Below are 24803 nucleotides of genomic sequence, written 5' to 3' on the forward strand. Positions count from 1 at the left end.
CCCGCGAGCGGGGGGTGTGCCCGGTTCGGGCGGGTACTAGAAAGAGAGGTCCGGAGCCTCCCCAGGACCCGGTTACGCGGTGGCCCGATCTCCACGGTCGGGCCATCGCCCTTTGCACCACCTGGCAAGATGGCGTCGTGCCCACTCCGCCCCCGCCAGACGTGGTCGCGCTGCACGACCACTCGCCCGACGAGATCGAGTCGTCGGAGGAGCTGCTGTTCCACCTGGACAACGGCTCGCTCGCCACGAAGGTCGTCCAGGGCCTCGACCTCGCCGCCGTGGACCTCTCCGGCGTCGACGTGCAGGACACGCTGTTCGTCGGCTGCCACTTCGCGGCCACCGAGACCATCGTCGACCTGCTGCGGCGGCGGGCGGTGGTGGTGCCCGAGTTCGCCGGGCTGCCCTACCCGACGCACCCGTCGCAGCTGTACGTGCCGGACGACCTCGCCGCCGGGTTCGCCTCCGACGGGTTCGCCGGCATGTTCGACACGCTGGTCTACGAGCACTTCCGGGCGACCGGCGGCGCGACACCGGAGATCCGCGAGGCGATCGCGCAGCGGATGCACGACTCCGGGATCGACAACGCGCTGGCCAACGTCACCGCCGGCTGGATCGGCGCGCGCGGGCCGGCCGCCGCGATCGGCATCATGGGCGGCCACGCCGTCCCGCGCGGCGCGCCCGACTACCGCAACGCCGCCGAGCTGGCCTGGCGTCTCGCCGGCGCGGACCGGCTGGTCGTCACCGGCGGCGGCCCGGGCGTGATGGAGGCCGCCAACCTGGGCGCGTTCCTCGCCGACCAGCCGCTGAGCACGCTCGCCGAGGCGATCGACCGCCTGTCCGCGGCGCCCGACTTCCACGACCACGACCCCTTCACGAGGGCGGCGCTGGACGTACGAGCGGCGTATGCGCGACCGGTCCCGCCGACGCCCGACTCGGTCGAGCCCGCCGACCAGGTGGCCGTCGACCCGGTGACCTGGGCCCGCCGCGGCGGCCTGGCGATCCCGACGTGGCTCTACGGCCACGAGCCCGCCAACCTCTTCGCCGCCAAGATCGCGAAGTACTTCTCCAACGCGATCCGCGAGGACACGATCCTGCGTCTGTCCCGCGGCGGCATCGTCTTCGCCCCCGGCATGGCCGGCACGGTGCAGGAGATCTTCCAGGCCGCGACGAAGACGTTCTACGCCACGGACGGCGTGAGCGGCCCGTTCGTCTTCCTCGACGGCAGGCACTGGACCGAGCGCCTGCCGGTCCGCAGCCTGCTGGAGCCCCTGCTGGCCGCGTCCCCGGTCGGCGACCTGCGCCACCTGCTCCACATCACCGACGACGTCGCCGAGGCCGCGGAGATCCTGACCGCCTGAGCACGCGAAGGCCCGGCGTCCTCACGATGGAGGGCGCCGGGCCTCGGGAACCGCGGAAGAACTACTTGGACAGCGTGGTGCCGGTCGAGCGGAGGTGCTCGCAGGCCTCGACGACGCGGGCGGCCAGGCCGGCCTCGGCGACCTTGCCCCAGGCGCGCGGGTCGTAGGCCTTCTTGTTGCCGACCTCGCCGTCGACCTTCAGGACGCCGTCGTAGTTGCTGAACATGTGGGCGGCGACCGGGCGGGTGAAGGCGTACTGCGTGTCGGTGTCGATGTTCATCTTCACGACGCCGTAGTCGAGGGCCTCGCGGATCTCCTCGAGCAGCGAGCCCGAGCCGCCGTGGAAGACCAGGGAGAGCGGCTTGTCCTTGCCGAACTTGGCGCCGACCGCGTCCTGGATGGTCTTGAGGATCTCGGGCTTGAGCTTCACGTTGCCCGGCTTGTAGACGCCGTGGACGTTGCCGAAGGTGAGGGCGGCCATGTAGCGGCCCTTCTCACCGAGGCCGAGGGCGTCGACCATGGCCAGGCCGTCCTCGACGGTGGTGTAGAGCTTCTCGTCGATCGCGCCGACGACACCGTCCTCCTCGCCGCCGACGACGCCGACCTCGATCTCCAGGACGATCTTGGCCGCGGCGGTCAGCGCCAGCAGCTCCTCGGCGATCTGCAGGTTCTCCGCCAGGGGCACCGCCGAGCCGTCCCACATGTGGGACTGGAACAGCGGCTCCTCGCCCTTGGCGACGCGCTCGGCCGAGATGGCGAGCAGCGGCCGGACGAACTTGTCGAGGTTGTTCTTCGGGCAGTGGTCGGTGTGCAGCGCCACGTTGATCGAGTACTTCTTCGCGACCTCGCGGGCGAACGCGGCGAAGGCGACCGAGCCGGTGACCATGTCCTTGACCGTCGGGCCGGAGAGGTACTCCGCGCCGCCGGTGGAGACCTGGATGATGCCGTCACTCTCCGCATCGGCGAAGCCGCGCAGCGCCGCGTTCAGCGTCTGCGACGACGACACGTTGATCGCCGGGTAGGCGAACGCGCCGGCCTTGGCGCGGTCGAGCATCTCGGCGTAGACATCGGGAGAGGCGATGGGCATGACGGCGCTCCTTGGCTGTTGGATCGTGCGGTGTTGGAGCCGGGCGTGCGCGGCTCGTCGAGGACCGCGCTGTCCTGCAACGGAGTATCTCGCAGTGGCATTGGCTCATGTACGGCGGGAGGGTGGGGACAAGGTGAATTGCCCGGCTAGGCCGCGTTACCGCCGATTCGGTCGTACGGTTGGAGAAACCTGAGGGAGGACACATGGCTCAGCCCGATGAAGACCTGTTGACCGTCGACGACCGGCTCGACCCCGATGTGCGCGACCCGGAGGCATCGCCCGCCGACGCCGCCGAGCAGGCACTCCCCGCCGACCCGACGGAGCGCGGGACGGTGTTCAAGAGCGCGCATCCCTGGGACGCGAACGAGTACGACGCCGTCGAACAGGACCGCGACGCCGGCCAGGACGACGAATACCGCTAGGACACGAACTGCGGATGCGCGGCGGCCCACTCCGGCACGGTGCCGTTGCGCAGCGCGGCGAACAGGCCGTCGCCGCCCGGCACGATCGTGCGGTCCGCCCTGAGCGGCAGCTTCAGGCCCGGCACGTGCGCGGCGTCGTAGCGGGCCAGCATGCCGGCCAGCGTCGGCAGTGACATGTCGCCGAGGTGCAGGTCGAGGGCGGCGCCCGCGACCGGCATCGCCTTGGCCAGCTTCACCGGGTCGCCGAGCTTCCGGGCGAGCGCGGCGAGGAGCTGCCGCAGGTGCGTGTCGCGGTCGTCGCCGCCGTTCGTGAGCGACTGGCGCTGCCGGACGAAGTCCAGCGCCTCCCACCCGGCGAAGTGGCGGCAGCCCGGCTCGTATACGACGGGGCGCATACCGGGACGGAGCGGCGCGGCGCGGCCCGTGGCGTCGTCGACGCCGAGGTGGATGGAGACGGTCCGCTGGTCGACGCAGAGGTCGACCCCGCCGACGGCGTCCGTGACCTGCTGCATGCCGTTGAAGTCGACGACCGCGCCACCGTCGATCCCGACCCCGAGCAGGTCGCCGAGGACGCGGGCGGTCAGCTCGTAACCGCCGAAGACGTAGGCGTTGTTGGCCTGCTGGCGGCCGAAGTTGGGCACCTCCACGGCCAGGTCGCGCGGGATGGACAGCTGGTAGACGGTGCGGGTGTCCGGGTCGACGTGTAACAGGAGGATCGCGTCGGCGCGCACGGTGTCGCCCGCCGACTGCGGCCGCCGGTCGGTGCCCAGCAGCAGGAAGTTGCTGACGTCGGCAGTGCCCGCGTCCACCAGCGACTCGACCTGGGTCGCGGGCGGCGACGGGTCGCGCAGGGTGAATACCAGGGACGCGACGAGCGCCAGGACGAGCGCGCCGGAGGAGACCGCCCAGCGGCGGCGGCGACGCGCGCGGCGCTTGCTGGCACCGGCGGCGATCGCCGGGCGCAGCGCCATGGCGTCCGGCACGTCGTCCTCGTGCCGCGCGAAGGCGTCGGTGAGGGCGTCGGTGAGGGACGAGGTCACGGCGTCGTTCATCGGACGTCACCGCCGATCAGCTCCGGCACGACCTCGGCGCGCAGCGTCACGAGCGCCCTGGAGATCAGCGAGCGGACGGTGCCGATCGCGCAGCCGAGGACCTCGGCGATCTCCACGTCGCTGAGGCTCTCGTAGTACCGCAGCACGAGCGCGGCCCGCTGCCGCCGGGGCAGCCGGGCGAGCCAGATCCACATCTGGTCGCGGTCGGCGGACGCCCCGGCGTGATCGGCCACCACGAGATCACGGTGGGCCGCCTCGGAGGGCAGCTCGGCCCGCAGCACCACCCGGCGCAGCCACGAGCCGCGGTGCAGGTCGATATAGGCATTCGTGAGCATGCGCTTGACGTAGTGCTCGGGCACGCTGGCCGCGGCGATCCGGCGCCACTTCAGCTGCGCCCGGATCATCGTCTCCTGCACGAGGTCCTGCGCGGTGTGCGGATCGCCGGTGAGCATGACCGCGTAGCGCAGCAGCGCCTGCAGCCGCGCCTCCACGAACTCCTCGAACGTCAACCCGACCCCCTCCCCTGACCTTATGACGGGTCGGGGGAGGGATCTGTTGCGAATGTCAGGGAATCAGCGGAGCGTAGCCGGGGTCCAACAGTCCGCGGTCGCGCAGCGCCTGGTAGAGCGGCGTGGTCTGCGGATAGTGGCCCCAGTGGTGGTCGCCGTCGGTGCCGTTGTCGTGACCGTGCCCGCCGCCGGTGTTCCCGACGCCGCCGAGCAGCTGCTGCTGGACCGGGTTCAGGCCCGACCACCAGGGGCGCTGCGACAGGCCGGCGACGTCGTCGCGGATGGCGATCCACCGGTACGTGTAGCCGAGGAACACGCACTTGCGCGTGATGTCGGAGAGGTTGTCCGACCGCGCGTGCCAGATCCGCCGGTCGAAGAACACGACGTCACCGGCGTCGACCGCGACCTGCCGCGCACCGTCCGGCGTCGGCCACGACACGTCGCGGGTCGGCGGGCCGGGCAGCCAGTTGGTCCGGTGGCTGCCGGGGATCAGGGTCAGGTTGCCGCGGCCGGTCTCCGACACGTCGGACAGCCAGTAGGCGAGCTTCACCGACAGCCGGGGGCGCGGATCGGTCTCCAGCTCGCGGTTCTGCCGGCCGCCGTCCTGGTGCCAGTGCCACCAGTCGGGCTTCGGCGCCGCCAGCGGCGGGTGTACGTCAAGATGCGAGTGGTAGATGTGCACGTTCCACCCGAGGATCGACCAGACCAGCGGAAACGTCGCCGGGTGGTCGATCAGGTCGACCAGGTCGGGGTGGTGGGTGACCGGGCTGAGCAGGTGCAACGAGCCGTCCGCGGCGCGGGGGTGCTGCTGGTGCGCGGTCTCCAGCACCGACGCGTAGTGGCGCACCTCGCCCGGGCTCAGCACGCCCTTGATCACGAGGTAACCGTCCGCGTCGAACTGCTCGCGCTGCTCGCGGGTCATCGGCGTCCAGGTCGCGGTGCCGTTGTCCGGCGCTGCCGCTATCGCTGACATCCCCGTCTCCAGTTCCGGCGCCGTCCGCAGGCGCCCTCACCGCACCAGACGGGCACGGGCTCCACGACCGTGGTCGCCCGTTCGTGCGGCAATTTCTGGACATTTCGCGTGCAACGGATGAACCCGTCCGCGACGTCTACCTAGTAAGACGCGCGGGACAGACGCATCGCCGGGTAGCCGACGACCCGGTCCCTCGGCCCGCCGGTGTCCGCGGACGTGGCGAGCGCGAGCCGGTCCACCCGCAGCGCGTGCCGCCGGCCCCAGGTGAGCAGGCCGCGCAGCGCGTGCCGGCCGCAGGCGTCGCCCGCGCCGATCCGCTCCGGCGCCAGGTCGTCGATGGCCGCCGCGGTGACCGCGTCGCGCCGCCGGGCCTCCTCCTCGGTCAGGTAGTGCGACAGGTCGGTGCTGCACAGCACCACCGTGCCCGGTCCGGCGACGGCGTCGAGCAGCGTGGCGACCGCGTCGGGATCGTCGGGCCCGATGAGCACCGGCAGCAGTTTCGGCAGGTGTACGCGCAGCAGCAGCGGCACCTGCACCTCGATCGAGTGCTCGGGGGCGTGCGGGCGGTCGTCGGCGACGGCGAGCCCGCGGTCGACCAGCAGCCGGACGCCGTCCGTGTCGATCGCGATCTCGCCGAGGGGGGTCGCCCACGCGGTGGCGGTGGACACGGCGGCGCCCCGCAGCGGCACGTGATGGGCGGGCCCGAGGACCACGGCCCGTTCGAAGGGCGCCGGGCGGTCGCGCAGCTCACGGTAGACGTGGGCGGCGGTCGGGCCGGAGAACTGGTAGCCCGCGTGCGGCACGACGTAGGCCACCAGTCCATCGACGGGCGTGGTAGTGACCATCGTCTGTGCCGGGGGTGCGGCGTCGAGCATCGCGTCGATCAGGGTCGCGAGCTCCACCGGATCGGCCGGGTAGAACGTGCCGGCCACCGCTGCCGGGCGCGTCACGACAGAACCACGGCCGGGTGGAACGGGCCCGCCACCGCCGGGCGCGTCATGACAGGACCACCGGCAGGCGGCGCTGGCCCCAGGTTCCGGCCGGGCCGTCGTAGACGCCGGGCAGCTGGTGTCCGCAGTGGACGCAGAGGCCGTCGTCGGTCAGGTGGTAGGCGCGCAGGTCGTACCAGTCGCGGACGACGACCGGCCGGTCGCAGCCCGGGCAGTGCGTGGTCTGGCCGTCGGGGTCGTGGACGTTGCCGGTGTAGACGAACCGCAGGCCGGCGTCGAGCGCGATGCGGCGGGCCCGGCGCAGCGTCTCCGGTGGCGTGCGCGGGATGTCGCGCATCTTGAAGTCGGGGTGGAACGCGGTGAAGTGCAGCGGCACGTCGGTGCCGAGGTGCTCCAGCAGCCAGTCGCACTCGCGGCGCAGCTCGTCGTCGCCGTCGTTCTGCCCCGGGATGAGCAGCGTCGTGATCTCGAACCACACGTCGGTGCCGCGCAGGTACTCCAATGTGGACAGCACCGCGTCGAGTCGGGCGAAGGTCACCTTCTCGTAGAACCGCTCGGTGAACCCCTTGAGGTCGATGTTGGCCGCGTCGATGTGCCGGTAGAACTCCTCCCGGGGCGCCGGGTTCATGTAGCCGGCGGACACCGCGACCGCCTTGATCCCGGCCTCGCGACAGGCGTCGGCGACGTCCATCGCGTACTCCATGAAGATCACCGGATCGTTGTAGGTGAACGCGATCGACCGGCAGCCCAGCCGTACAGCGGCCGCGGCGAGCTGCGAGGGGTCGGCGGAGGCGGCGAGGGTGTCGATCTCGCGGCTCTTGGAGATGTCCCAGTTCTGGCAGAAGCGGCAGCCGAGGTTGCAGCCCGCGGTGCCGAAGGACAGCACCGGCGAGCCCGGCAGGAAGTGGTTGAGCGGTTTCTTCTCGATCGGGTCGACGCAGAAACCGGACGAACGGCCATAGGTGGTGAGGACGATCTCGTCACCGGAGCACTGCCGGACAAAGCAGAACCCGCGCTGGCCCTCGTGGAGCCGGCACGCTCTCGGGCAGACGTCGCACTGCACCCGGCCGTCAGCCAACCGGTGCCAGTGCACGGTCGGCACCGTCGCCATAAGCCCGACTGTACGCCCGCGAAATCCGCCTGACCCACCGATAATCGCGGCGGGACGATGGCGCGGTGCTGCTGACCATCACCACCACCCACCGGCCCGCGACCGACCTCGGCTACCTGCTCGTGAAGCATCCCGGCAGGTTGCAGTCGTTCGAGGTCAGCGGCGGCACGGCGCACGTCTTCTACCCGGAGGCGGGCGAGGACCGGTGCACGGCCGCCCTGCTGCTGGAGGCGGATCCGGCGGCGGCACGCACGGCGAAGGGGCCCGACACGTTCACGCTGCGCCAGCACGTCAACGACCGGCCCTACGCCGCGTCGAGCCTGCTGGCGGTGGCGCTCGGCCGGGTGCTGCGCACCGCGCTGCGCGGCGACTCACGGGACCGGCCCGAGCTCGCCGCCACCCCGATCCCCCTCGAGCTGCGGATCCCGGCGCTGCGCTGCAAGGGTGACGCGGCGACGTTCTTCGAGCCGCTCGGCTGGACCGTCGAGGCGGCGCCGATCCCGCTGGACGCCGCGCACCCGGAGTGGGGGCCCAGCCGGTACGTCGACCTGACGCTGCGCGGCACGATGCGGCTCGCGGACGCGCTCAACCACGTGTACGTGCTGCTGCCGGTGCTCGACGACGCCAAGCACTACTGGGTCTCCTCCGACGAGGTCGAAAAGCTGATCCGGGCGGGGACCGGGTGGCTGGCGGAGCACCCGGCGAAGGGCGTGATCGCCCGCCGATACCTCGCGCACCGCACGTCGCTGACCAACGAGGCGCTGTCGCGGCTGTCGGACGTGGATCCCGACGCCGACTCCGTGATCGAACGAGCTCCCCGGCCCGAGTCGCTGGCGGCGCTGCGCCGGGCCGCGGTCGTCCGGCAGCTGGCCGAGGCCGGCGCGAGCCGGGTGCTGGACCTCGGCTGCGGCCCCGGCGCGCTGCTCGGCGAGCTGATCCGGGACCGGCGGTTCACCGAGATCGTCGGCGCCGACGTGTCGACCGTGTCGCTGGAGATGGCCGCCCGCCGGCTGCGCCTGGACCGCCTCCCCGACCGGCAGCGGGCACGGATCCGGCTGCTGCAGACGGCCCTGACCTACCGCGACGACCGGCTGCGCGGCTACGACGTGGCGGTCCTCATGGAGGTCGTCGAGCACGTCGACCCGTCGCGGCTGCCGGCGCTCGCGGCGAGCGTCTTCGGGCACGCGGCCCCGCGCACGGTCGTCGTCACCACCCCCAACGTCGAGTACAACGTCCGGTACCCCGGCCTGGAGCACGGCCGGATGCGCCACCACGACCACCGGTTCGAGTGGGACCGGGCGCAGTTCGGCGCGTGGTGCGACGACGTCGCGGCCCGCTACGGGTACACCGTGACGCGCCACGGCATCGGCGAGGAAGACCTTGAAGTCGGCACGTCCACCCAGATGGCGGTGTTCAAGAAGTGACCACGGTGACGATCCCCGAGCTGTGCCTGGTGGCGCTGGTCGGCATCTCCGGCTCCGGCAAGTCGACGTTCGCCCGGCGGCAGTTCGCGCCGACGCAGGTGCTGTCGTCCGACGCGTTCCGGGCGCTGGTCGCCGACGACGAGAACGACCAGTCCGCGTCCGCGGAGGCGTTCGACGCGCTGCACTACATCGCCGGCAAGCGGCTGCGGGCCGGCCGGCTCACCGTCGTCGACGCGACCAACGTGCAGGCGCACGCGCGGAAGGCGCTGGTCGACCTGGCCCGGGCGCACGACGTGCTGCCCGTCGCGATCGTCTTGGACGTGCCGGAGAGCGAGTGCTGGGCGCGCACCGAGCTGCGCCCCGACCGGGACTTCGGCCGGCCCGTGCTGTCGCGGCAGCACCGCGACCTGCGCCGCTCGCTGAAGCACCTCGGGCGGGAGGGCTTCCGCCAGGTGCACGTCCTGCGTGACGTGGCCGAGGTGGAGTCGGCGGTCGTGGCGTACGAGAAGCTCTTCAACGACAAGAAGGAGCTGACCGGCCCGTTCGACATCATCGGCGACGTGCACGGCTGCCGGGAGGAGCTGGAGCTGCTGCTCGACCGGCTCGGCTACGTCCTGGCCCGCGACGCCGCCGGGCGGCCCGCGGACGCGCGGCACCCGGACGGGCGCACGGCGGTGTTCGTCGGCGACCTCGTCGACCGCGGCCCCGACTCCCCCGGCGTCCTGCGGCTGGTCATGGGCATGGTCGCGGCCGGGCACGCGCTGTGCGTGTCGGGCAACCACGAGGCGAAGCTGCTGCGGGCACTGCGGGGCGTCAACGTCAAGCGGACGCACGGGCTGCAGGAGACCCTCGACCAGCTCGAGACCGACGCCGAGCTCGGCGCCGTGCTGCCCGCCTTCCTCGACGGGCTCATCAGCCACTACGTGCTCGACGGCGGGCGGCTGGTGGTCGCGCACGCCGGGCTCAAGGAGGCCTACCACGGGCGCGCGTCGGGACGGGTGCGGGCGTTCGCGCTGTACGGCGACACGACCGGCGAGACCGACGAGTACGGGCTGCCGGTCCGCTACCCGTGGGCGCAGGAGTACCAGGGCGCGGCGACCGTCGTCTACGGCCACACGCCCGTGCCGGCCGCCGAGTGGGTCAACAACACGATCTGTGTCGACACCGGCTGCGTCTTCGGTGGCGCGCTGACCGCGCTGCGGTACCCGTCCCGGGAGCTGGTCTCGGTGCCGGCCGTCCGCGCGCACTACGAGCCGGTGCGGCCGCTGGTCGTGCCGGTGCCGGAGGAGCGCGGACTGGACATCGCCGACGTCACCGGACGGCGCACCCTGGAGACGCCCGCGGGGCGGGTGACGGTGGCGGCCGAGAACGCCGCGGCGGCCCTGGAGGTCATGAGCCGCTTCGCGGTCGACCCGCGCTGGCTGGTGTGGCTGCCGCCGACGATGGCGCCCGCGTCGACGTCGGCGGTCGAGGGCTACCTGGAGCACCCGGTGGAGGCCCTGACCGACTACGCCAAGGCGGGCGTGCCGCGGGTCGTGTGCGAGGAGAAGCACATGGGCTCGCGGGCGGTGCTGGTGGTCTGCCGGTCCGCTGCCGCGGGTGAGCGGCGCTTCGGCGGCTCGGGTGGCGGGGCGATCTACACGCGGACGGGCCGGCCGTTCTTCCCGCCGCCGATCGAGACGGCGCTGCTCGATCGGGTCCGGGCCGCCGCCGGCGGGCTCTTCGACGAGCTCGGCACCGACTGGCTGCTGCTGGACGCCGAGGTGCTGCCGTGGTCGGCGAAGGCCGAGCCGCTGATCCGCGAGCAGTACGCGAGCGTCGCCGCGGCGGCGGGTGCCGCGCTGCCCGCCGCCGTCGCGGCCCTGACCGCCGCCGCCGGGCGGGGCATCGACGTGGCGTCGTTGCGGGCCCGTTTCACCGGCCGGGTGACGTCGATGGCGGCGTTCACGGATGTGTACCGGCAGTACTGCTGGCCGACGGACGGCCTCGACGGGCTCCGGCTGGCGCCGTTCCACGTGCTGGCCGGGGAGGGCGCGTCGTACCTGCGCCAGGACCACGAGTGGCACCTGGCGATGGTGGACCGGCTCGTGGCGGCGGACGACCTGTTCGCCCCGACCCGGCGGCTGGTGGTCGACCCGGCGTCCCCCGCGGACGTCGCGGCCGCGACCGACTGGTGGCTGGAGCTGACCGCGGCGGGCGGCGAGGGCATGGTGCTCAAGCCGGCCGTCGACGCCGGGCCGCGGGTCCAGCCGGCGCTGAAGTGCCGCGGCCGGGAGTACCTGCGGATCATCTACGGACCCGACTACCTGACGCGGCTCGACCAGCTGCGGGCCCGGGGGCTGCAGCGCAAGCGCAACCTGGCGCTGCGGGAGCAGGGCCTGGGGCTCGCGGCGCTGGACCTGCTGGCGGCCGGAGGCTCCACGCGAGCTGTGCACCAGCTGGTGTTTGCCCTGCTGGCCTGTGAAAGCGAGCCGGTCGATCCCCGTTTGTAGCCGGGCTCACGTACGCTGGTGCGCCATGGAAGAAAAGACTCGCGCTTTCAGCGAGCTGCTCGCCTTCAACCCGCTCGACGCGAAGGGCCTGCTCAACACCTTCGGCGTGATCGGCGTCTGGATCATCATGTTCGTGGAGACGGGCCTCCTCGTGGGCTTCTTCTTCCCCGGAGACTCACTGCTGTTTTTGGCCGGCGTCGGCGCGTCATCGGTCGCCGAGGAGCTGCTGGGCACCAGGCTGAGCCTGACCCAGCTGCTCATCGGCGCGCCGCTGTGCGCGATCGCCGGCGCCCAGCTGGGCCACTTCCTCGGCGCCAAGTATGGCCGCAGGATGTTCGACCGGCCCAACTCACGGCTGTTCAAGAAGGAGTACGTCGAGAAGGCCGAGCACTACTTCGTGAAGTTCGGCCCGGCGAAGGCCGTGGTGCTCGCCCGGTTCATCCCGATCGTCCGGACGTTCCTCAACCCGGTCGCCGGCACGATCGGCATGCCGGCGCGGCAGTTCTTTCTGTGGAACGTGATCGGCGGCATCCTGTGGACCGACGGCATCCTGCTCGTCGGCTGGGGCCTCGCGAAGCAGATCAACGACGCGATCCCGGACGGCCAGATCGACAAGTACCTGCTGCCGGCGGTGCTGCTGATCGTGCTGATCTCGGCCCTGCCGATCTTCATCGAGATCTTCCGCGGCTGGCGGGAGCGCCGCCGCACCCCTGCGGTCCCCGTCGAGGAGGGCCGCGCCGGCGCCCACCGCGCCGCGGAGTAGCACTAGCTGGTCCTGATCAGCGCCTGCAGGAAGATGTTGCCGATCTGCTCGGGGTCGGTGACGACGAAGGACCGGCCACCGGTGGCCGCGGCGATCTCCGCCAGCTCCTGCTGCTTGACGTCGGGCCCGACCCCCAGTAGCACCACGCGCACTGGACGGGTCGGGTCCGTCGCTCGTTCCAGCTCCAGTTTCAGCGTCTCCAGGCTCATCCCCGGCTTGGAGTTGGTGCCGTCGGTGAAGACGACGACGGTGTTGGAGCGGCCCTCCTTGTAGCCTTCCTTCAGCGCCTTGTACGCCGCCAGGACCGTCTCGTAGAGCCCGCAGACGTCGGCGGTGGTGGCCTTGGCGCCGGCGACGGCGGTGGTCAGCCTGGCGCGCTGGCCCTGGCTGAGCGGGTTGAGCGGCACGACCTCCTGATGGCCGGAGGCGTAGGCCCACAGGCCCAGCTCGCTGTCGTCGGTGAAGAGGGCGAGCCCGTCGGTGGCCGTCTTGCGCAGCACCTGCAGGCGCGACGGGGAGCCGGCGCCGGCCATCGGCCGGTTCACCGACGACGTCGTGTCGACCAGCGTGAGGACGCGCGACGGGGCGGTCGTGGCGTTCCAGTACCCGAGGATGTCGGTGATCTTCCGTTCCTCGGTGAGCGCCTTCACCGTGACCGGAGCGGTGGCGGCGCCGCGGCCGGCGGGGAAGCCGGCGCTGGTCGAGCCGTCGGCGGCGCGGAAGCCGAGCCTGGCGAAGAGGTCGCGGTTGCCCTCCGCCGTCAGCGCGGCCCGGAAGCGGCCCGCCGCCTCGAGGTTGGCCCTCGGTTTGCCGTTGATCATGGCGTACGGGTAGTCGAGCGTCACGGCCGGATCCACGGTCAGGGCGGTGAGCGGCACGACCGGCCCACCCGCGTTGTGGGCGATGACCGCCTGCTCGCTCATCGGCGCCACCTGCGCCGGGCCCGTGCTCTTGTCCAGCGCGGTCTGGTCGGCGGCGACGGCGATCGACCGGTACGCCTTGACCACGTCGACCAGTCGCTTGGGGTCGGTGAGGATCGAGTCGTAGAGCAGGCCGGCCCCGGCGAGGCCGGCGGTGCTGCGGCGCGGGTCGACGGCGGCGAGCTGGACCTGCTTGCTGGCGACCTTGGCGAGCAGCGCCGCCATCTGCGGCGCGCCCGCGGTGCCGCCGGTGGCGTCGAGCGCGGCGGCGAGCGGATCGGGCACGGCGATGGCGACCGGGCTGGTGGCGACGGACTGGGCGTCGGGCTCGAACGCCTCGCGGCTGACCGCCTGCATCCGCACCAGCCACGCGGTCGAGTCGGGGATCCACACGGTCGGCACGTCGGCGTCGGCGGGGGAAGGGACCGCGGTGGCGGCGACGTTGATCGCGCCGCCGGCCCGGGCGGCGAGCTGGCCGGCGACGTCGGCCGGCTCGGCGGCGCGCACCTGCACCTGGACGCAGTCGCCGCCGACCTCGGGCTTCGTGGCGCTCCAGCGGGTCGCGGCGTCGCGGACCGCGGGCGCGATGTCGGGCGCCGCGGCGACGACGAGCCTGATCCCGCCGTCGCAGTCACCGGAGCCGCCGGCCACGGCGCGGACGCCGACCACGGTGACGCCGATCAGCGCCACGATCCCGGCGACCGCCAACGGTGCTTTCCCTCGCGCCACGTGCCTCACCGTGCCCTTCGCCGCCTGCTCGCGTCCCTGTACGCGTCTTCGCGTGCCTCTGCTCGCGTTGCCGCATGGCGTCGCGTGCCTCTGCCCGCGTTGTCGCGTGTCGTCGCGCGTTGTCGCGAGTCTTCGCGATCGGAGCAGTGTAGGCGCAGGTCAGGCGGTTGCTGAGGGAAGGTTCAGCCAGTCGGTCGGCACCGGCTGCGGGGTGCGACCCAGGGTTAACGCTCGGTAAGTCAGCAGCGCGGCTTCCTCCAGGTAGAGGGCGCGCTTGTGGGCCAGCTCGACCGAGTCGGCGATCACGGAGCAGCCGTGATGGGAGAGGATCACGCAGTTGACGCCACCCGCGCACGCGGCCGCGGCCAGCTCACCGACCCGGGGATCGCCGGGCGGGCTGAACGGGGTGGTCACGACCTGCCGGAGGTAGAAGGCATGGTCGGTGGTGACGAGCCGGATCGGCTCGCCGATCGCGTCGAGCAGCAGCACCGTCTGCGGGTGGAGGTGCACGATCGCATTCGCGTCGGGTCGGACGCGGTAGGTCGCCAGGTGGAGCCCAAGCTCAGATGATGGCGCGGCATCTTTGTCAAGCGCCGCGCCATCGCTGATTCGGACCCGAACAAACGAGTCTGGCGACAGTCCGTCGAGCCAGGTGCCGGCAGCCGTCACCCAGCATTCGTCGGAGCCGGGCGCCCGGGCGGACAGGTTGCCGCCCGAGCCCACGACGAGCCCTGACCGCACGACCGCCCGCCCCAGGAGGGCAAGCTGGTCGCGCAGGTCGCCGGGCTGCTGGAGCAACCTACCGAGGTGCCTTCTTGGTCGCGCGCTTGCGCGGCGGCGTCAGAAGGTCGGCGATGGTGCCGATAGCGGCGGGCACCAGGCGGTAGAACGCCCAGACACCCCGCTTCTCGCGCTCCAGGAGCCCGGCCTCGGTCAGGATCCGCAGGTGGTGGCTCACCGTGGGCTGCGAGAGCCCGAGCGGGGCCGTCAGGTCACACACACACGCCTCGCCGTCCGGTGCCGACTGGATCAGGCTCAGGAGCCGGAGTCGGGCAGGGTCGGCAAGTGCCTTCAGGACGCCGGCAAGACGCTCGGCATCGGCGCGGTCAATCGGCTCGCCAGCAAGTGGCGAGATCTGGGGCAGGGTCATCTCAGCCAGCGCAGTTCCCACGTATTCCATCCTTCCACCAACACCATCGACCCGCCTGCATATACGCAGGTCCGAATCGACAATTTTTCAGCCCTATTGGCCGAGGTCGGCCAACGAAAATGCTGAGCGATAGCTCAGCCCCGCGGCGCGGACCGCCTTTTCCGCCCCACGGTCGACGATAACCGCGACACCGACAACTTCCGCGCCGGCCTCGCGCAACGCCTCTACTGCAGTGAGGACGCTTCCCCCAGTCGTGGAGGTGTCCTCGACCGCCAGCACCCGCCGGCCCGCCACGTCGGGTCCTTCGACCCGGCGCTGCAGACCGTGAGCCTTGTCACTCTTCCGGACGACGAACGCATCGAGCTCGCGTCCCGTCCCCCGCGCGGCAGCCGCATGCAGCATCGCGGTGGCCACCGGATCGGCGCCGAGGGTCAGCCCTCCCACAGCGTCGAAATCCCAGTCGGCGACCAGATCGAGCAGCACCCGGCCGACGAGCGGCGCACCAGCATGGTGCAGCGTCAAGCGACGGAGGTCCACGTACCAGTCAGCTACTTGTCCCGACGACAGCGTCACCTTGCCTCGGACCACAGCCAGGTCGAGTACGAGTTTCAGCAGGTCGTCACGGTCGGTCATGACCGAAGCGTACGCGCTAAATCTGCTCGGCGAATCGATGACCCGCACTCTCGCAGAAATTTAGGGCCGTCAAGTGGACAAGGAGGAATACGAAGGTGATCGCAGCGATCACCACGAGTGACGCGAGGGGTGACGGTGACAGGGGTCAACGAACCGCACGTGAGGGAGATTCGCGTTGGTTTCACCGGTTCGTACCCCTCTGCAGGGGTCGTCACATGGGCTCTGACCTGCGCGAACACTGCTTTGAGGGTGGGCCTGTCCCAGGGACTCAGCCCTTCGCCGCACAAGTCCGACCGTTCGGCGGCATCGTGACGTCAATCATGCTCGATGCTGGCCCCACTCAATGATCATCGCGGCCGATGCGGCTTCTCGTGCCGCGGGCGACACGCCGCATCAGTGCCTGCGGGGCGTGCCGCACCCCGAAGACGACCATCTTGTACTTCCAGCTGGGCACGCTGACGAGCTTGCCCTTCTTCAGATCGCGCAGGGCGTCGCGGACCACATTGCCGGCGTCCAGCCACAGCCACGGCGGCGTCTTGCCCGTGTCGATGCCGGCCCGCTGGTGAAACTCGGTGCGGGTGAACCCCGGGCACAGCGCCATCACGCGGACCCCTCCGGCCCGCACCAGCTGGCCGGTCGACTCGCTGAAGTTGGTGACCCAGGCCTTGGTCGCCGGGTACGTGGAGCCGGGCATCATCGCGGCGAACCCGGACACCGAGGAGACGTTGATGATGTCGCCCCGGCCGCGGGCGGTCATCCCGGGCAGCGCGGCGAGCGTGAGCCGCATGACCGCGTGGACGTTGAGCCGTAGCAGCAGCTCCTCCCGCTCCACGCTGGAGCGCGGGAACGGCGTGTTGAGGCTCATCCCGGCGTTGTTGACCAGCAGGTCCACGGGGCGGTCCGCGGCGGTGATCCGGGCCGCGACCAGGTCGCAGCCCTCGGGCGTCGACAGGTCCGCCGGCAGCACCTCGGCGCCGCCCGCCCCGGCCGCCGCCGCCTCGGCCGCCACGGCCTCGAGGCGGGCCTTGTCCCGGGCCACCAGCACCAGGTCGTGGGTCTTGGCGAGCTCACGGGCGAACGCGGCACCGATGCCCGCGGTGGCGCCGGTGATGAGGGCGACTGGCCGTTGGGTCATGCGCGCCAATCTAGTCCCGGGCACGCCGAAGGCCCCGGTCTCCCGGGGCCTTCGAGTGTTCGCCGAGCCGCTTCGACGGTGTCGCCTTACGGAGGCGGTGCCGCCTTACGGAGCCGGCGGCGGCTGGTGCGGCGGGCCGTCGGCGGGCGGCGGGTAGCCACCCGGGTAGCCGGTGTCGCCGGGCGTGCCGGGCGCCGGCGGCTCCCACTGCGCCTCGACCTTGCGGAAGTACGGGTGCGACGCCGGCAGCGCCAGCAGCACGATGACCGCCAGGATCGCCAGGATCAGCAGCACGCCGAGCACCGTGGTCACCGGCTGGAACCAGCCCGGCACCTCCGAGTAGAGCAGCTCGTTGTACTTGTCCCAGGTCGGCAGCTTCGGGTCGTTCTTGCGCGCCTGCTCCCAGAGGCTCTCCCCGGCGAGCGAGAAGGCGAACCCACCGAGCGAGCAGCACGCCGCGAGGCCGCCGAGCACCCACGTGAGGATGCGGGCGACCTGCTTGCCCTTGCCGACGAAGACGGCGAGCAGGACCAGCAGGACGATGATCAGAATGCCGAAGATCAACGTGACGGCACCGTTGGCACCAGCGCCGAAGCCGGCGCCCTCCTGCGACGTGCCGGCGACGGCCTTCTTGGCGCCGTCGGCGAGCGCACCGGCGTAGACGAGCGAGATGATGATATTGATCAGTTCGATCCCGGCCGCCGCGTAGAGCAGGTAGACGGCCAGGTTGACGGTGGACGGTCGGGCTCGCGGCCCAGACGCTGGGTCGGCGAATGCCATCGGATCTCCTCCCAGGAAACCTTGGGGATCAACCGTATCGATGTCGGGCTGCGGGCGCAGGTAATGGGCTCAGCTGTTGAGGCGATCTTGCGCATACTGGGCCAGCGTGGTGCTGCCCATCATGCATCCGGTGAACGTGCTGACCGCGGCGTCCTGCCCCGCCAGGCGCTGCCACGCGGCCCTGCCGGCCGACGGGTCGATGCGGGTCAGCAGCTCCGCCGCGTACACCCGGCCGGCGGGCGTGGCGCGGTCGAGAAGCGCCTCCAGCTTGGGCCGCAGCTTGGCACCGTGCCGCTGGAGCCCCTCCCCGACCGCGAAATACGCCTTGGTGGCGGGCGTGAGCGTGCCGGCGAAGCCGACCCCGCCGAACGCCAGCGTGTCGGCGGCGGCGAGCTGGCTCAGCTCATCGTCGAACGCGCCCTTCCTCTTCCACAGCATCGCCCTCGTCCTTATCCGGCGCTGACAGCGAGCGCCTTCTTGTCGTCCGCCAGGTCCACCACGACGCGGTCGCCGTCGCGGATCGTGCCGGCCAGCAGCGCCTTGGCGAGCTGGTCGCCGATGGACGTCTGGACCAGGCGCCGCAGCGGGCGGGCGCCATACACCGAGTCATACCCCAGACTGGCGAGCCAGTCACGTGCCGCGTCGGTGACGTCCAGGGTCAGCCGCCGGTCGGACAGTCGCCGGCCGAGCGCCCGCAGCTGGATGTCGACGATCTCGCGCAGGTCAGCGGGCGACAGCGTGTCGAACACGACCATGTCGTCGAGCCGGTTCACGAACTCCGGCTTGAAGTGCTGCCGGACGGAGGCGATCACGGCGTCGCGCCGCTGCTCCGCGGTCAGCGTCGGGTCGTCGGCGAGCACCTCGGAGCCGAGGTTGGAGGTCAGGATGAGGATCGCGTTGCGGAAGTCGACCGTGCGGCCCTGCCCGTCGGTGAGCCGGCCGTCGTCGAGCACCGCCAGCAGCACGTCGAACACGTCGGGGTGCGCCTTCTCGACCTCGTCGAGCAGCACCACCGAGTAGGGCCGGCGGCGGACCGCCTCGGTGAGCTGGCCGCCCTCCTCGTAGCCCACGTATCCGGGCGGCGCGCCGACGAGCCGGGCGACCGTGTGCTTCTCGCCGTACTCGCTCATGTCGATGCGGACGATGGCGCGCTCGTCGTCGAAGAGGAACTCCGCGAGCGCCTTCGCCAGCTCGGTCTTGCCGACGCCGGTCGGGCCCAGGAACAGGAAGCTGCCCGTGGGGCGGTCGGGGTCGGCGATCCCGGCGCGGGCGCGGCGCACCGCGTCGGAGACGGCCTGCACCGCGGCCTCCTGGCCGATGACCCGGCTGCGCAGCGACTCCTCCATCCGCAGCAGCTTGGCGGTCTCGCCCTCCAGCAGCCGGCCGGCGGGGATGCCGGTCCACGAGGCGACCACCGCCGCGATGTCGTCGGCGGAGACCTCCTCCTTCAGCATCGAGCCGGCGGACTGCAGCTCCTCGAGCTCGACCTCCGCGGTGCGCAGCTCCTGCTCGAGGTCGCGGATCCGCCCGTACCGCAGCTCCGAGGCCTTCGCGAGGTCGAGGTCGCGCTCGGCCCGGTCGGCCTCGCCGCGCAGCTGCTCCAGCTGCTCCTTGATCGAGGAGACGGCGGAGATGTGCTGCTTCTCGTTCTGCCAGCGCTCGGTCAGCGCGGTCAGGTGCTCGCGGCGGTCGGCCAGCTCGGCGCGCAGCCGCTCCAGCCGCTCCGCGGAGGCGGCGTCGGGCTCCTTGGCCAGCGCCATCTCCTCGATCTCCAGCCGCCGCACGGTCCGCTCGACCTCGTCCACCTCGACGGGCCGGGAGTCGATCTCCATACGCAGCCGCGACGCGGACTCGTCGACCAGGTCGATCGCCTTGTCCGGAAGGAAGCGGTCGCTGATGTACCGGTCGGAGAGCGTGGCCGCCGCGACCAGGGCCGCGTCGGTGATCCGCACGCCGTGGTGCACCTCGTAGCGCTCCTTGAGCCCACGCAGGATGCCGATGGTGTCCTCGATCGACGGCTCGCCGACCACGACCGGCTGGAACCGGCGCTCCAGCGCGGGGTCCTTCTCGATGTGCTCGCGGTATTCGTCCAGGGTGGTCGCGCCGACCATCCGCAGCTCGCCGCGGGCGAGCATCGGCTTCAGCATGTTGCCGGCGTCCATCGAGCCCTCGCCCTTGCCGGCGCCGACGATCGTGTGCAACTCGTCGAGGAACGTGATGACCTGCCCGTCGGAGCCCTTGATCTCCTCCAGGACGGACTTGAGGCGCTCCTCGAACTGGCCACGGTATTGCGCGCCGGCGACCATGGCCGCCAGGTCGAGGCTGACCAGGCGCTTGTCGCGCAGCGACTCGGGCACGTCGCCGGCCACGATCCGCTGGGCCAGGCCCTCGACGATCGCGGTCTTGCCGACGCCCGGCTCGCCGATCAGCACTGGGTTGTTCTTGGTGCGGCGGGACAGCACCTGGATCACCCGGCGGATCTCGGAGTCCCGGCCGATGACCGGATCGATCTTGCCGTCGCGGGCGGCCTGGGTCAGGTCGACGCCGTACTTCTCCAGGGCCTGGAAGGTCTGCTCCGGGTCGGCGGTGGTGACGCGCCGATCGCCGCCGCGGACCTGCGGGAACGCGGCGACCAGGGTCTCCTCGGTGGCCCCGGACTCCTTGAGGCGGGCGCCGACCGCGCCGCCGACGCGGGCCAGGCCGGCCAGCAGGTGCTCGGTCGAGGTGTATTCGTCGCCGAGCGGGCGGGCGATCTGCTCCGCGGCCGCGATCGCGTTGGCGAACTCGCGGGCGACATTGGGCTCGACCACGCTGGAACCCTTGGCGCTGGGTAGCCGGTCCACGGCGTGCAGCGCGGCGCGGCGGATGTCGGCGGGGTTGGCGCCCACGGCGCGCAGCAGGCCCGCGGCGGTCGAGCCACCCGTGTCCAGCAGCGCCAGCAGCAGGTGCCATGGTTCGACGGTCGCGTGTCCGCGCTGGCTCGCCGCGTCAACGGCGGCCTTGATGACCTCGCGACTCTTGGTGGTCAGGCGTTCGGCGTTCATCGGCTCCTCGTTCCGGTCCATACCTGTGCACCAGGTACGACGCTCGCGAGGTTGAGTCTATTCCACTCAAGTCTTATCGTGCAGCGACAGCGACCCTCGACCACTCACAATTCCTGTCTTTCACCTCGCACAGCCACACCTCACCCGACTGCTGCGCGGGGTAGCCCAGGATCGTCGTCTCCGACAGCCGGCGCAGCCGGAAGACCAGCCGGCCGCCCTGGTCGCGGGTGCGCCGCTCGCTGTCCACCGTCCAGACGCCCTGACCGCTGGCGACCAGCAGCAGGCCGCCGGGCAGCACCTCCGCGCTGTACACCTCGGCGACCTCACGCATCGCGCTCGCCTCGACCCAGGTCCCGCCCTCGGCGCGGCGGGCCGCGAACTGGTTGGCGGCGAGCCACACGTCGGAGCCGTCGGGCGCCACCACCACGTGCGGCTCCACGCCGCTCTGCTGCGGCAGCCTGGCCGCGCCCTCGGTGCGCCAGGTGCGGCCGCGGTCGGCGCTGCTCCAGACGCTGACCGTGATCATCGGCGGGGCGCTGCCGGAGGTCTCGACGGACTGCGCGGTCAGCCACAGCTTGCCGTCCGCCTGCGCGACCAGGCTCGTGAAGCGCTGGTTGCCCGACGGGTGGCTGGGCAGCGCCACGCGCTTGCCGTCGTCGGTGATCTCCATCGGCTGGCGCGCCGCGCAGTCGACCGTGCCGTCGAGGCAGCCGACGCTGAAGCGCGGCTCGGTGAGGTTGAGCTCCGGCGGCGGCGGGTTGAGCGGGTACTGCTTGAACGTATGGCCGGTGTCCTTGGAGACGTACCAGCCGCCGGGCGCCGTGCGGAGCAGCAGCACGTTGCCCCGGCCGAGGCGCATCTCGACCTCGGTGGCGTCGTCGAAGGGCACCTTGCGGGGCACCCACGACTGCCCGCCGTCGAGCGTGATGACCAGGCCGACCTGGCAGGCCTGCCCGTTGACGCACGTGCTGAACAGGGCATACCCGGTGTCGGCGTCGGCGAACTCGACCGAGCGCGGCGAGGTGCCCTTCGGCACCTGGACCACCGACTGCCGGTTGTGCGGGTCCTCGGTGCCGGCCGGGGCCGGCGCCTCCTCCTGGTAGGACACGTCCGGCGCGGGGTCGTCGGCCTGCTCCTCGCCGGGGCCGCAGGAACCGGCGGTCAGCGTCATGAGCAGTGTGACGGCCAGGGCGGCGGCGAGTGCACGACGCTTCCCCGACGCCACCTGCTTCCCCGACGCCACCTGCTTCGCCACCGCCGCGTGTTTCACCACCGCCACCGCAGGAACCTCCGCTGGTAGCGCACCTTGACGCTGCTGCGCTTGACCTGGCCGCTGATGTGGAACGCGACGCCCGGCCCGGACGGCTCGACCTTCGACCGCACGTTGCTCGCGTCGGCGTCGATGCTGTCGAGGTCGGCGGTGGCACCGGCGGGCAGGATGAGCTCGACCGAGCTGGACTGCGCGTCGAGCGCGACGTCCACGGCGGCGGCACTGAAGATCGCCTCGGTGAAATCGATCTTCACGGAACCGGACCGGGTCGAGATCGACAGCAGGCGGGGGACGGTCCAGCGGCCCTGCCGCTTCAGCGCCGACGCCCGGTTGCGGATCTCGACGAGCTTGGGCGCGGTCACCTGCTGCACGGGAAGGTCGATCACATACGGCTCGACCTCGCCGAACGTGCGGGAGCGCAGGACGCCGTCGACGCGTTCCTCGAACTCCGCGAGGGTGAGCCGACCCTCGGACACCGCCGTGTTCAGCTGGGCCACGACCCGCTCGCGCTCCGCGTCTGAGATGCGCATGTCGCGATGGTCCGTGCTCACGACGACACTGTAGACCCAGGCGAGATTCATTGATATAGCCCTGAACCAGGGCGACTTTTCACCCTAAAGCCACCCGTATGGCTGTATCCGGAGAGTAACCGGTCCCTTCGGCTCTTCCGCAGTCACCAGGTGGCGGGCTAAGTTGTCGCCGACTCCAGGACCTCTGGCGATCACATACCCGCTGGCCACGGGAGCTGACGGTGAGCGTGCAACAAGCGGGATTCCGGGGCTTTGCCAATCCGGTCGACCCTACTCCAGCAGAGCTGCGTGCCTGGGCCTACCACCCCGACGCGGCGGTGCTGCAGACGATGCCGCCGGACTGGGACCTCCTGGTCGCCGGCGACCGGCTGATCGGCACGCTGTTCGACCTGGCGATGGACCCGGCCTGCCCGGCCCGCCGGTTCGCACTGCACTGCCTGTACATCTACGCCGCCGACGGGATCCGCACGCACTTCCGGGCCCACCCGAAGCGGCGGCTGCGCAAGTTTGTCGAGCAGGCCGAGGAGCAGGGCGACGAGCACCTGACCACCTGGGCGCACAACGCCCGGATGCTGCTGGCCCGGCCGGAGCTGTTCGAGTATCACGACTGGTGCGAGGGCGGCCTGACCCGCGCACCCCGCAGGATCAGCTGAAAGGGCGCCGTCAGCGACGGCGCCCCCTCATTGACCACACCCTGCGAGCATCCGGTCAGCCCTCCGGATGACCACACCATTCCCTGCGCACTTGATGCCCTGCGGCGGGGAACGGCAAACACGCTATTTCTGCGAAGGCCGCCACACCACCAGCGCCGTCTGGTGCTGGTTGGTCGGCACCAGGTCGCGGCGCGGGAAGCCGGCCGCCTCCAGCTGCGCCAGCCTGGTCCGGGTGCGGATCAGCTCGTCCTCCAGATCGGCCACCCGCTGGCGCAGGTCACCGACGAGCCCTTCCAGCTCGATGATCCGCTTGATGCCGGCGAGGTTGACGCCTTCCTCCTGGCTGAGCCGCTGCACCTCACGCAGCAGCGCCACGTCGCGCTCGCTGTAGCGGCGGCCGCCACCGGAGGTGCGGCCGGGCTGCACCAGCCCCATGCGGTCGTACTGCCGCAGGGTCTGCGGGTGCATCCCGGCCTGCCGGGCAGCGATCGAGATGATCAGCACCTTGGCGTCGGAGACCGCCTCGAAGCCGATGAAGATCGCGCGCTCGTCATCGTCATCGTTCATAGCTGCTGCGCTCCCGTGCGATCGCGTCGAGCCGCTCCCTCGGAGCCGGCGGCGCCGCGGCCGCGTAGTCGGACAGTGCCTGCCGGGCGGCCTCGCTCAGCTCCGCCGGCACGTGGACGTCGATCGTGACGAGCAGGTCACCGACCTTCCCGTCGCGCCGGGCGACCCCCTTGCCGCGCACCCGCAGCGTCCGCCCGCTCGGGGTGCCCGGGGGCACCCGCAGCGTCACGGCCGCGTCGAGGGTCGGCACCCGCAGGTCGGCGCCGAGCGCCGCCTCCGCGAAGGTCACCGGCACCGTCAGGGTCAGATCGTCGCCGGTCCGGCCGAAGACCGAGTCGGGACGCACCCTGATCAACACGAACAGATCGCCGGCCGCGCCGCCACGCGTGCCCGGCTCGCCCCGACCGCTCAGGCGGATCCGCTGACCCTCGGCGACCCCCGGAGGGATGCGCACGTTGATCGTGCGGGTCTTGGTCACGCCGCCGCTGCCCACGCACTCCGGGCACTTCTCGTCGACGATCGTGCCCACGCCCTGGCACTCGCGGCACGGCTCGGTGAAGCTGAACGAGCCCTGGTTGCTGCTGACGACACCCTGGCCGCGGCAGTTGGGGCAGGTCCGCGGCGTGGAGCCGGGGGCCGCGCCGTTGCCGTGGCAGGTCTCGCAGGTGCCGGGCGTGCGCAGCGTGATCGGCAGCGTCGCGCCCTGGACCGCGTCGGCGAAGTTGAGGACCACCTCGGTCTCGACGTCGCGTCCTCGGCCGCGGCGGCCGGGCGCCCCACCGGGCGCGCCGGGTCCGCCGCCACCGGAGAAGATCGAGCTGAACAGGTCGGAGAAACCCGCACCGCCGAAGCGGCGGTCGCCACCTACACCCGCCCCGGCGCCGGCGCCCGGGCCGGCCCCGCCGCCCTGCGCGCCATTGGCGAACAGGTCGGAGAAGTCGAAGCCGGGCCCGCCCGGGCCGTGGTTGCCGGCCCGCGCGTTGCGCCGGAACGCGCCCGCGCCGAAGAGCGACCGCATCTCGTCGTACTCCTTGCGCCGGCCCGGGTCGGAGAGCACGTCATACGCCTCCGACACCGCCTTGAACCGCTCCTCGGCCGCCGCGTTGTTGGGGTTGCGGTCGGGGTGCAGCTCGCGCGCGAGCTTGCGGTACGCCTTCTTGACCTCGTCGGTGGAAGCGGATTTGGTGACGCCCAGAACCGCGTAGAAATCCTTTTCCAACCAGTCCTTCGAACTCATCGCGCCACCTCCTC

24 protein-coding genes are annotated in these 24803 nt (G+C 71.6%); 6 read left to right on the plus strand and 18 right to left on the minus strand.

What is annotated here, in order from left to right; all coding sequences use genetic code 11:
- Positions 1-137 precede the first annotated feature (137 nt).
- A complete protein-coding gene (locus tag AB0J72_RS01515; RefSeq protein ID WP_363393257.1) occupies positions 138-1358 on the plus strand; it encodes a hypothetical protein in 1221 nt (406 codons plus the stop codon).
- 61 nt (positions 1359-1419) lie between these two features.
- Here the strand turns inward: AB0J72_RS01515 and fbaA are convergent, their stop codons facing one another.
- Positions 1420-2445: a class II fructose-bisphosphate aldolase gene (gene fbaA / locus AB0J72_RS01520; protein ID WP_363393260.1), complete on the minus strand. Its 1026-nt coding sequence runs from the start codon at positions 2443-2445 to the stop codon at positions 1420-1422.
- A gap of 203 nt (positions 2446-2648) precedes the next feature.
- On the opposite strand from fbaA, the gene AB0J72_RS01525 reads away from it, so the two are divergent.
- Positions 2649-2867 carry a hypothetical protein gene (locus tag AB0J72_RS01525; RefSeq protein ID WP_344500826.1) on the plus strand — a complete coding sequence of 73 codons (219 nt, stop codon included), beginning with the start codon at positions 2649-2651 and terminating at the stop codon, positions 2865-2867.
- Here the strand turns inward: AB0J72_RS01525 and AB0J72_RS01530 are convergent.
- From AB0J72_RS01530 to amrS, 5 genes are all read right to left on the minus strand, one after another.
- Positions 2864-3919, minus strand: a complete 1056-nt coding sequence (locus AB0J72_RS01530; RefSeq protein WP_363393263.1) for an LCP family protein — start codon at positions 3917-3919, stop codon at positions 2864-2866. The genes AB0J72_RS01525 and AB0J72_RS01530 overlap by 4 nt on opposite strands.
- Positions 3916-4428 carry a SigE family RNA polymerase sigma factor gene (locus AB0J72_RS01535; protein ID WP_363393266.1) on the minus strand — a complete coding sequence of 171 codons (513 nt, stop codon included), beginning with the start codon at positions 4426-4428 and terminating at the stop codon, positions 3916-3918. The genes AB0J72_RS01530 and AB0J72_RS01535 overlap by 4 nt, the downstream gene beginning before the upstream one ends.
- Positions 4429-4483: 55 nt before the next feature.
- Positions 4484-5401: a phytanoyl-CoA dioxygenase family protein gene (locus AB0J72_RS01540; RefSeq protein ID WP_363393269.1), complete on the minus strand. Its 918-nt coding sequence runs from the start codon at positions 5399-5401 to the stop codon at positions 4484-4486.
- A gap of 140 nt (positions 5402-5541) precedes the next feature.
- Positions 5542-6351: an AmmeMemoRadiSam system protein B gene (gene amrB / locus AB0J72_RS01545; protein WP_363393272.1), complete on the minus strand. Its 810-nt coding sequence runs from the start codon at positions 6349-6351 to the stop codon at positions 5542-5544.
- Between the two features lie 46 nt (positions 6352-6397).
- Positions 6398-7462 carry an AmmeMemoRadiSam system radical SAM enzyme gene (amrS, locus tag AB0J72_RS01550; RefSeq protein ID WP_363393275.1) on the minus strand — a complete coding sequence of 355 codons (1065 nt, stop codon included), beginning with the start codon at positions 7460-7462 and terminating at the stop codon, positions 6398-6400.
- Positions 7463-7527: 65 nt separating this feature from the next.
- Between amrS and AB0J72_RS01555 the strand changes: the two genes are divergently transcribed.
- The 3 genes from AB0J72_RS01555 to AB0J72_RS01565 are packed head-to-tail and all read left to right on the plus strand — an operon-like array spanning position 7528 to position 12141.
- Complete coding sequence (locus AB0J72_RS01555) at positions 7528-8886, plus strand: 3' terminal RNA ribose 2'-O-methyltransferase Hen1 (protein WP_363393278.1); 1359 nt, start codon at positions 7528-7530, stop codon at positions 8884-8886.
- Positions 8883-11378, plus strand: a complete 2496-nt coding sequence (locus tag AB0J72_RS01560; protein WP_363393281.1) for a polynucleotide kinase-phosphatase — start codon at positions 8883-8885, stop codon at positions 11376-11378. Before AB0J72_RS01555 ends, AB0J72_RS01560 begins: the two co-directional genes overlap by 4 nt.
- 25 nt (positions 11379-11403) lie before the next feature.
- The gene (locus tag AB0J72_RS01565; RefSeq protein WP_344500810.1) at positions 11404-12141 is read left to right on the plus strand and encodes a VTT domain-containing protein; all 738 of its coding nucleotides are present in this window, start codon (positions 11404-11406) and stop codon (positions 12139-12141) included.
- A gap of 2 nt (positions 12142-12143) precedes the next feature.
- Here AB0J72_RS01565 and AB0J72_RS01570 read toward each other — a convergent pair whose 3' ends face one another.
- From AB0J72_RS01570 to AB0J72_RS01615, 10 genes are all read right to left on the minus strand, one after another.
- The gene (locus AB0J72_RS01570) at positions 12144-13790 is read right to left on the minus strand and encodes a VWA domain-containing protein (RefSeq protein WP_363393284.1); all 1647 of its coding nucleotides are present in this window, start codon (positions 13788-13790) and stop codon (positions 12144-12146) included.
- Positions 13791-13949: 159 nt separating this feature from the next.
- On the minus strand, positions 13950-14588 hold the full coding sequence (locus AB0J72_RS01575) for a class II aldolase/adducin family protein (protein WP_363393287.1): 639 nt from the start codon (positions 14586-14588) through the stop codon (positions 13950-13952).
- Between the two features lies 1 nt (position 14589).
- Positions 14590-14970, minus strand: coding sequence for a metalloregulator ArsR/SmtB family transcription factor (locus tag AB0J72_RS01580; RefSeq protein WP_203848243.1), 381 nt, complete (start codon positions 14968-14970; stop codon positions 14590-14592).
- Between the two features lie 63 nt (positions 14971-15033).
- Positions 15034-15573 carry an orotate phosphoribosyltransferase gene (gene pyrE / locus AB0J72_RS01585; protein WP_344500802.1) on the minus strand — a complete coding sequence of 180 codons (540 nt, stop codon included), beginning with the start codon at positions 15571-15573 and terminating at the stop codon, positions 15034-15036.
- A gap of 340 nt (positions 15574-15913) precedes the next feature.
- On the minus strand, positions 15914-16708 hold the full coding sequence (locus tag AB0J72_RS01590) for an SDR family NAD(P)-dependent oxidoreductase (RefSeq protein ID WP_363393291.1): 795 nt from the start codon (positions 16706-16708) through the stop codon (positions 15914-15916).
- A gap of 105 nt (positions 16709-16813) precedes the next feature.
- Complete coding sequence (locus tag AB0J72_RS01595; RefSeq protein ID WP_363393294.1) at positions 16814-17488, minus strand: hypothetical protein; 675 nt, start codon at positions 17486-17488, stop codon at positions 16814-16816.
- 69 nt (positions 17489-17557) lie between these two features.
- Complete coding sequence (locus tag AB0J72_RS01600) at positions 17558-17926, minus strand: hypothetical protein (RefSeq protein ID WP_363393296.1); 369 nt, start codon at positions 17924-17926, stop codon at positions 17558-17560.
- Between the two features lie 11 nt (positions 17927-17937).
- Positions 17938-20532 (minus strand): ATP-dependent chaperone ClpB, encoded by a 2595-nt coding sequence (gene clpB, locus AB0J72_RS01605; protein ID WP_363393299.1) that lies wholly within the window; start codon positions 20530-20532, stop codon positions 17938-17940.
- A 73-nt stretch (positions 20533-20605) separates the two neighbouring features.
- Positions 20606-21811: a sialidase family protein gene (locus AB0J72_RS01610; protein WP_363393302.1), complete on the minus strand. Its 1206-nt coding sequence runs from the start codon at positions 21809-21811 to the stop codon at positions 20606-20608.
- Positions 21799-22353 (minus strand): DUF1707 domain-containing protein, encoded by a 555-nt coding sequence (locus tag AB0J72_RS01615; protein ID WP_363393305.1) that lies wholly within the window; start codon positions 22351-22353, stop codon positions 21799-21801. The genes AB0J72_RS01610 and AB0J72_RS01615 overlap by 13 nt, the downstream gene beginning before the upstream one ends.
- A gap of 200 nt (positions 22354-22553) precedes the next feature.
- On the opposite strand from AB0J72_RS01615, the gene AB0J72_RS01620 reads away from it, so the two are divergent.
- The gene (locus AB0J72_RS01620) at positions 22554-22985 is read left to right on the plus strand and encodes a hypothetical protein (RefSeq protein ID WP_360559150.1); all 432 of its coding nucleotides are present in this window, start codon (positions 22554-22556) and stop codon (positions 22983-22985) included.
- A gap of 123 nt (positions 22986-23108) precedes the next feature.
- Here the strand turns inward: AB0J72_RS01620 and AB0J72_RS01625 are convergent, their stop codons facing one another.
- Positions 23109-23552, minus strand: coding sequence for a helix-turn-helix transcriptional regulator (locus AB0J72_RS01625; RefSeq protein WP_363393308.1), 444 nt, complete (start codon positions 23550-23552; stop codon positions 23109-23111).
- Complete coding sequence (locus AB0J72_RS01630) at positions 23542-24789, minus strand: DnaJ C-terminal domain-containing protein (RefSeq protein ID WP_363393311.1); 1248 nt, start codon at positions 24787-24789, stop codon at positions 23542-23544. Before AB0J72_RS01630 ends, AB0J72_RS01625 begins: the two co-directional genes overlap by 11 nt.
- Positions 24790-24803 lie beyond the last annotated feature (14 nt).

The organism is Dactylosporangium sp. NPDC049742 (assembly GCF_040674675.1).
GTDB classification, from domain to species: domain Bacteria; phylum Actinomycetota; class Actinomycetes; order Mycobacteriales; family Micromonosporaceae; genus Dactylosporangium; species Dactylosporangium maewongense.

What these genes read in the sequence shown, in the direction of transcription:
- fbaA (WP_363393260.1), bottom strand. Translation starts at nt 2,445, where the DNA reads ATGCCCATCGCCTCTCCCGATGTCTACGCCGAGATGCTCGACCGCGCC.
- AB0J72_RS01525 (WP_344500826.1), top strand. Translation starts at nt 2,649, where the DNA reads ATGGCTCAGCCCGATGAAGACCTGTTGACCGTCGACGACCGGCTCGAC.
- AB0J72_RS01530 (WP_363393263.1), bottom strand. Translation starts at nt 3,919, where the DNA reads ATGAACGACGCCGTGACCTCGTCCCTCACCGACGCCCTCACCGACGCC.
- AB0J72_RS01540 (WP_363393269.1), bottom strand. Translation starts at nt 5,401, where the DNA reads ATGTCAGCGATAGCGGCAGCGCCGGACAACGGCACCGCGACCTGGACG.
- amrS (WP_363393275.1), bottom strand. Translation starts at nt 7,462, where the DNA reads ATGGCGACGGTGCCGACCGTGCACTGGCACCGGTTGGCTGACGGCCGG.
- AB0J72_RS01565 (WP_344500810.1), top strand. Translation starts at nt 11,404, where the DNA reads ATGGAAGAAAAGACTCGCGCTTTCAGCGAGCTGCTCGCCTTCAACCCG.
- AB0J72_RS01580 (WP_203848243.1), bottom strand. Translation starts at nt 14,970, where the DNA reads ATGGAATACGTGGGAACTGCGCTGGCTGAGATGACCCTGCCCCAGATC.
- pyrE (WP_344500802.1), bottom strand. Translation starts at nt 15,573, where the DNA reads ATGACCGACCGTGACGACCTGCTGAAACTCGTACTCGACCTGGCTGTG.
- AB0J72_RS01590 (WP_363393291.1), bottom strand. Translation starts at nt 16,708, where the DNA reads ATGACCCAACGGCCAGTCGCCCTCATCACCGGCGCCACCGCGGGCATC.
- AB0J72_RS01595 (WP_363393294.1), bottom strand. Translation starts at nt 17,488, where the DNA reads ATGGCATTCGCCGACCCAGCGTCTGGGCCGCGAGCCCGACCGTCCACC.
- AB0J72_RS01600 (WP_363393296.1), bottom strand. Translation starts at nt 17,926, where the DNA reads ATGCTGTGGAAGAGGAAGGGCGCGTTCGACGATGAGCTGAGCCAGCTC.
- clpB (WP_363393299.1), bottom strand. Translation starts at nt 20,532, where the DNA reads ATGAACGCCGAACGCCTGACCACCAAGAGTCGCGAGGTCATCAAGGCC.
- AB0J72_RS01625 (WP_363393308.1), bottom strand. Translation starts at nt 23,552, where the DNA reads ATGAACGATGACGATGACGAGCGCGCGATCTTCATCGGCTTCGAGGCG.
- AB0J72_RS01630 (WP_363393311.1), bottom strand. Translation starts at nt 24,789, where the DNA reads ATGAGTTCGAAGGACTGGTTGGAAAAGGATTTCTACGCGGTTCTGGGC.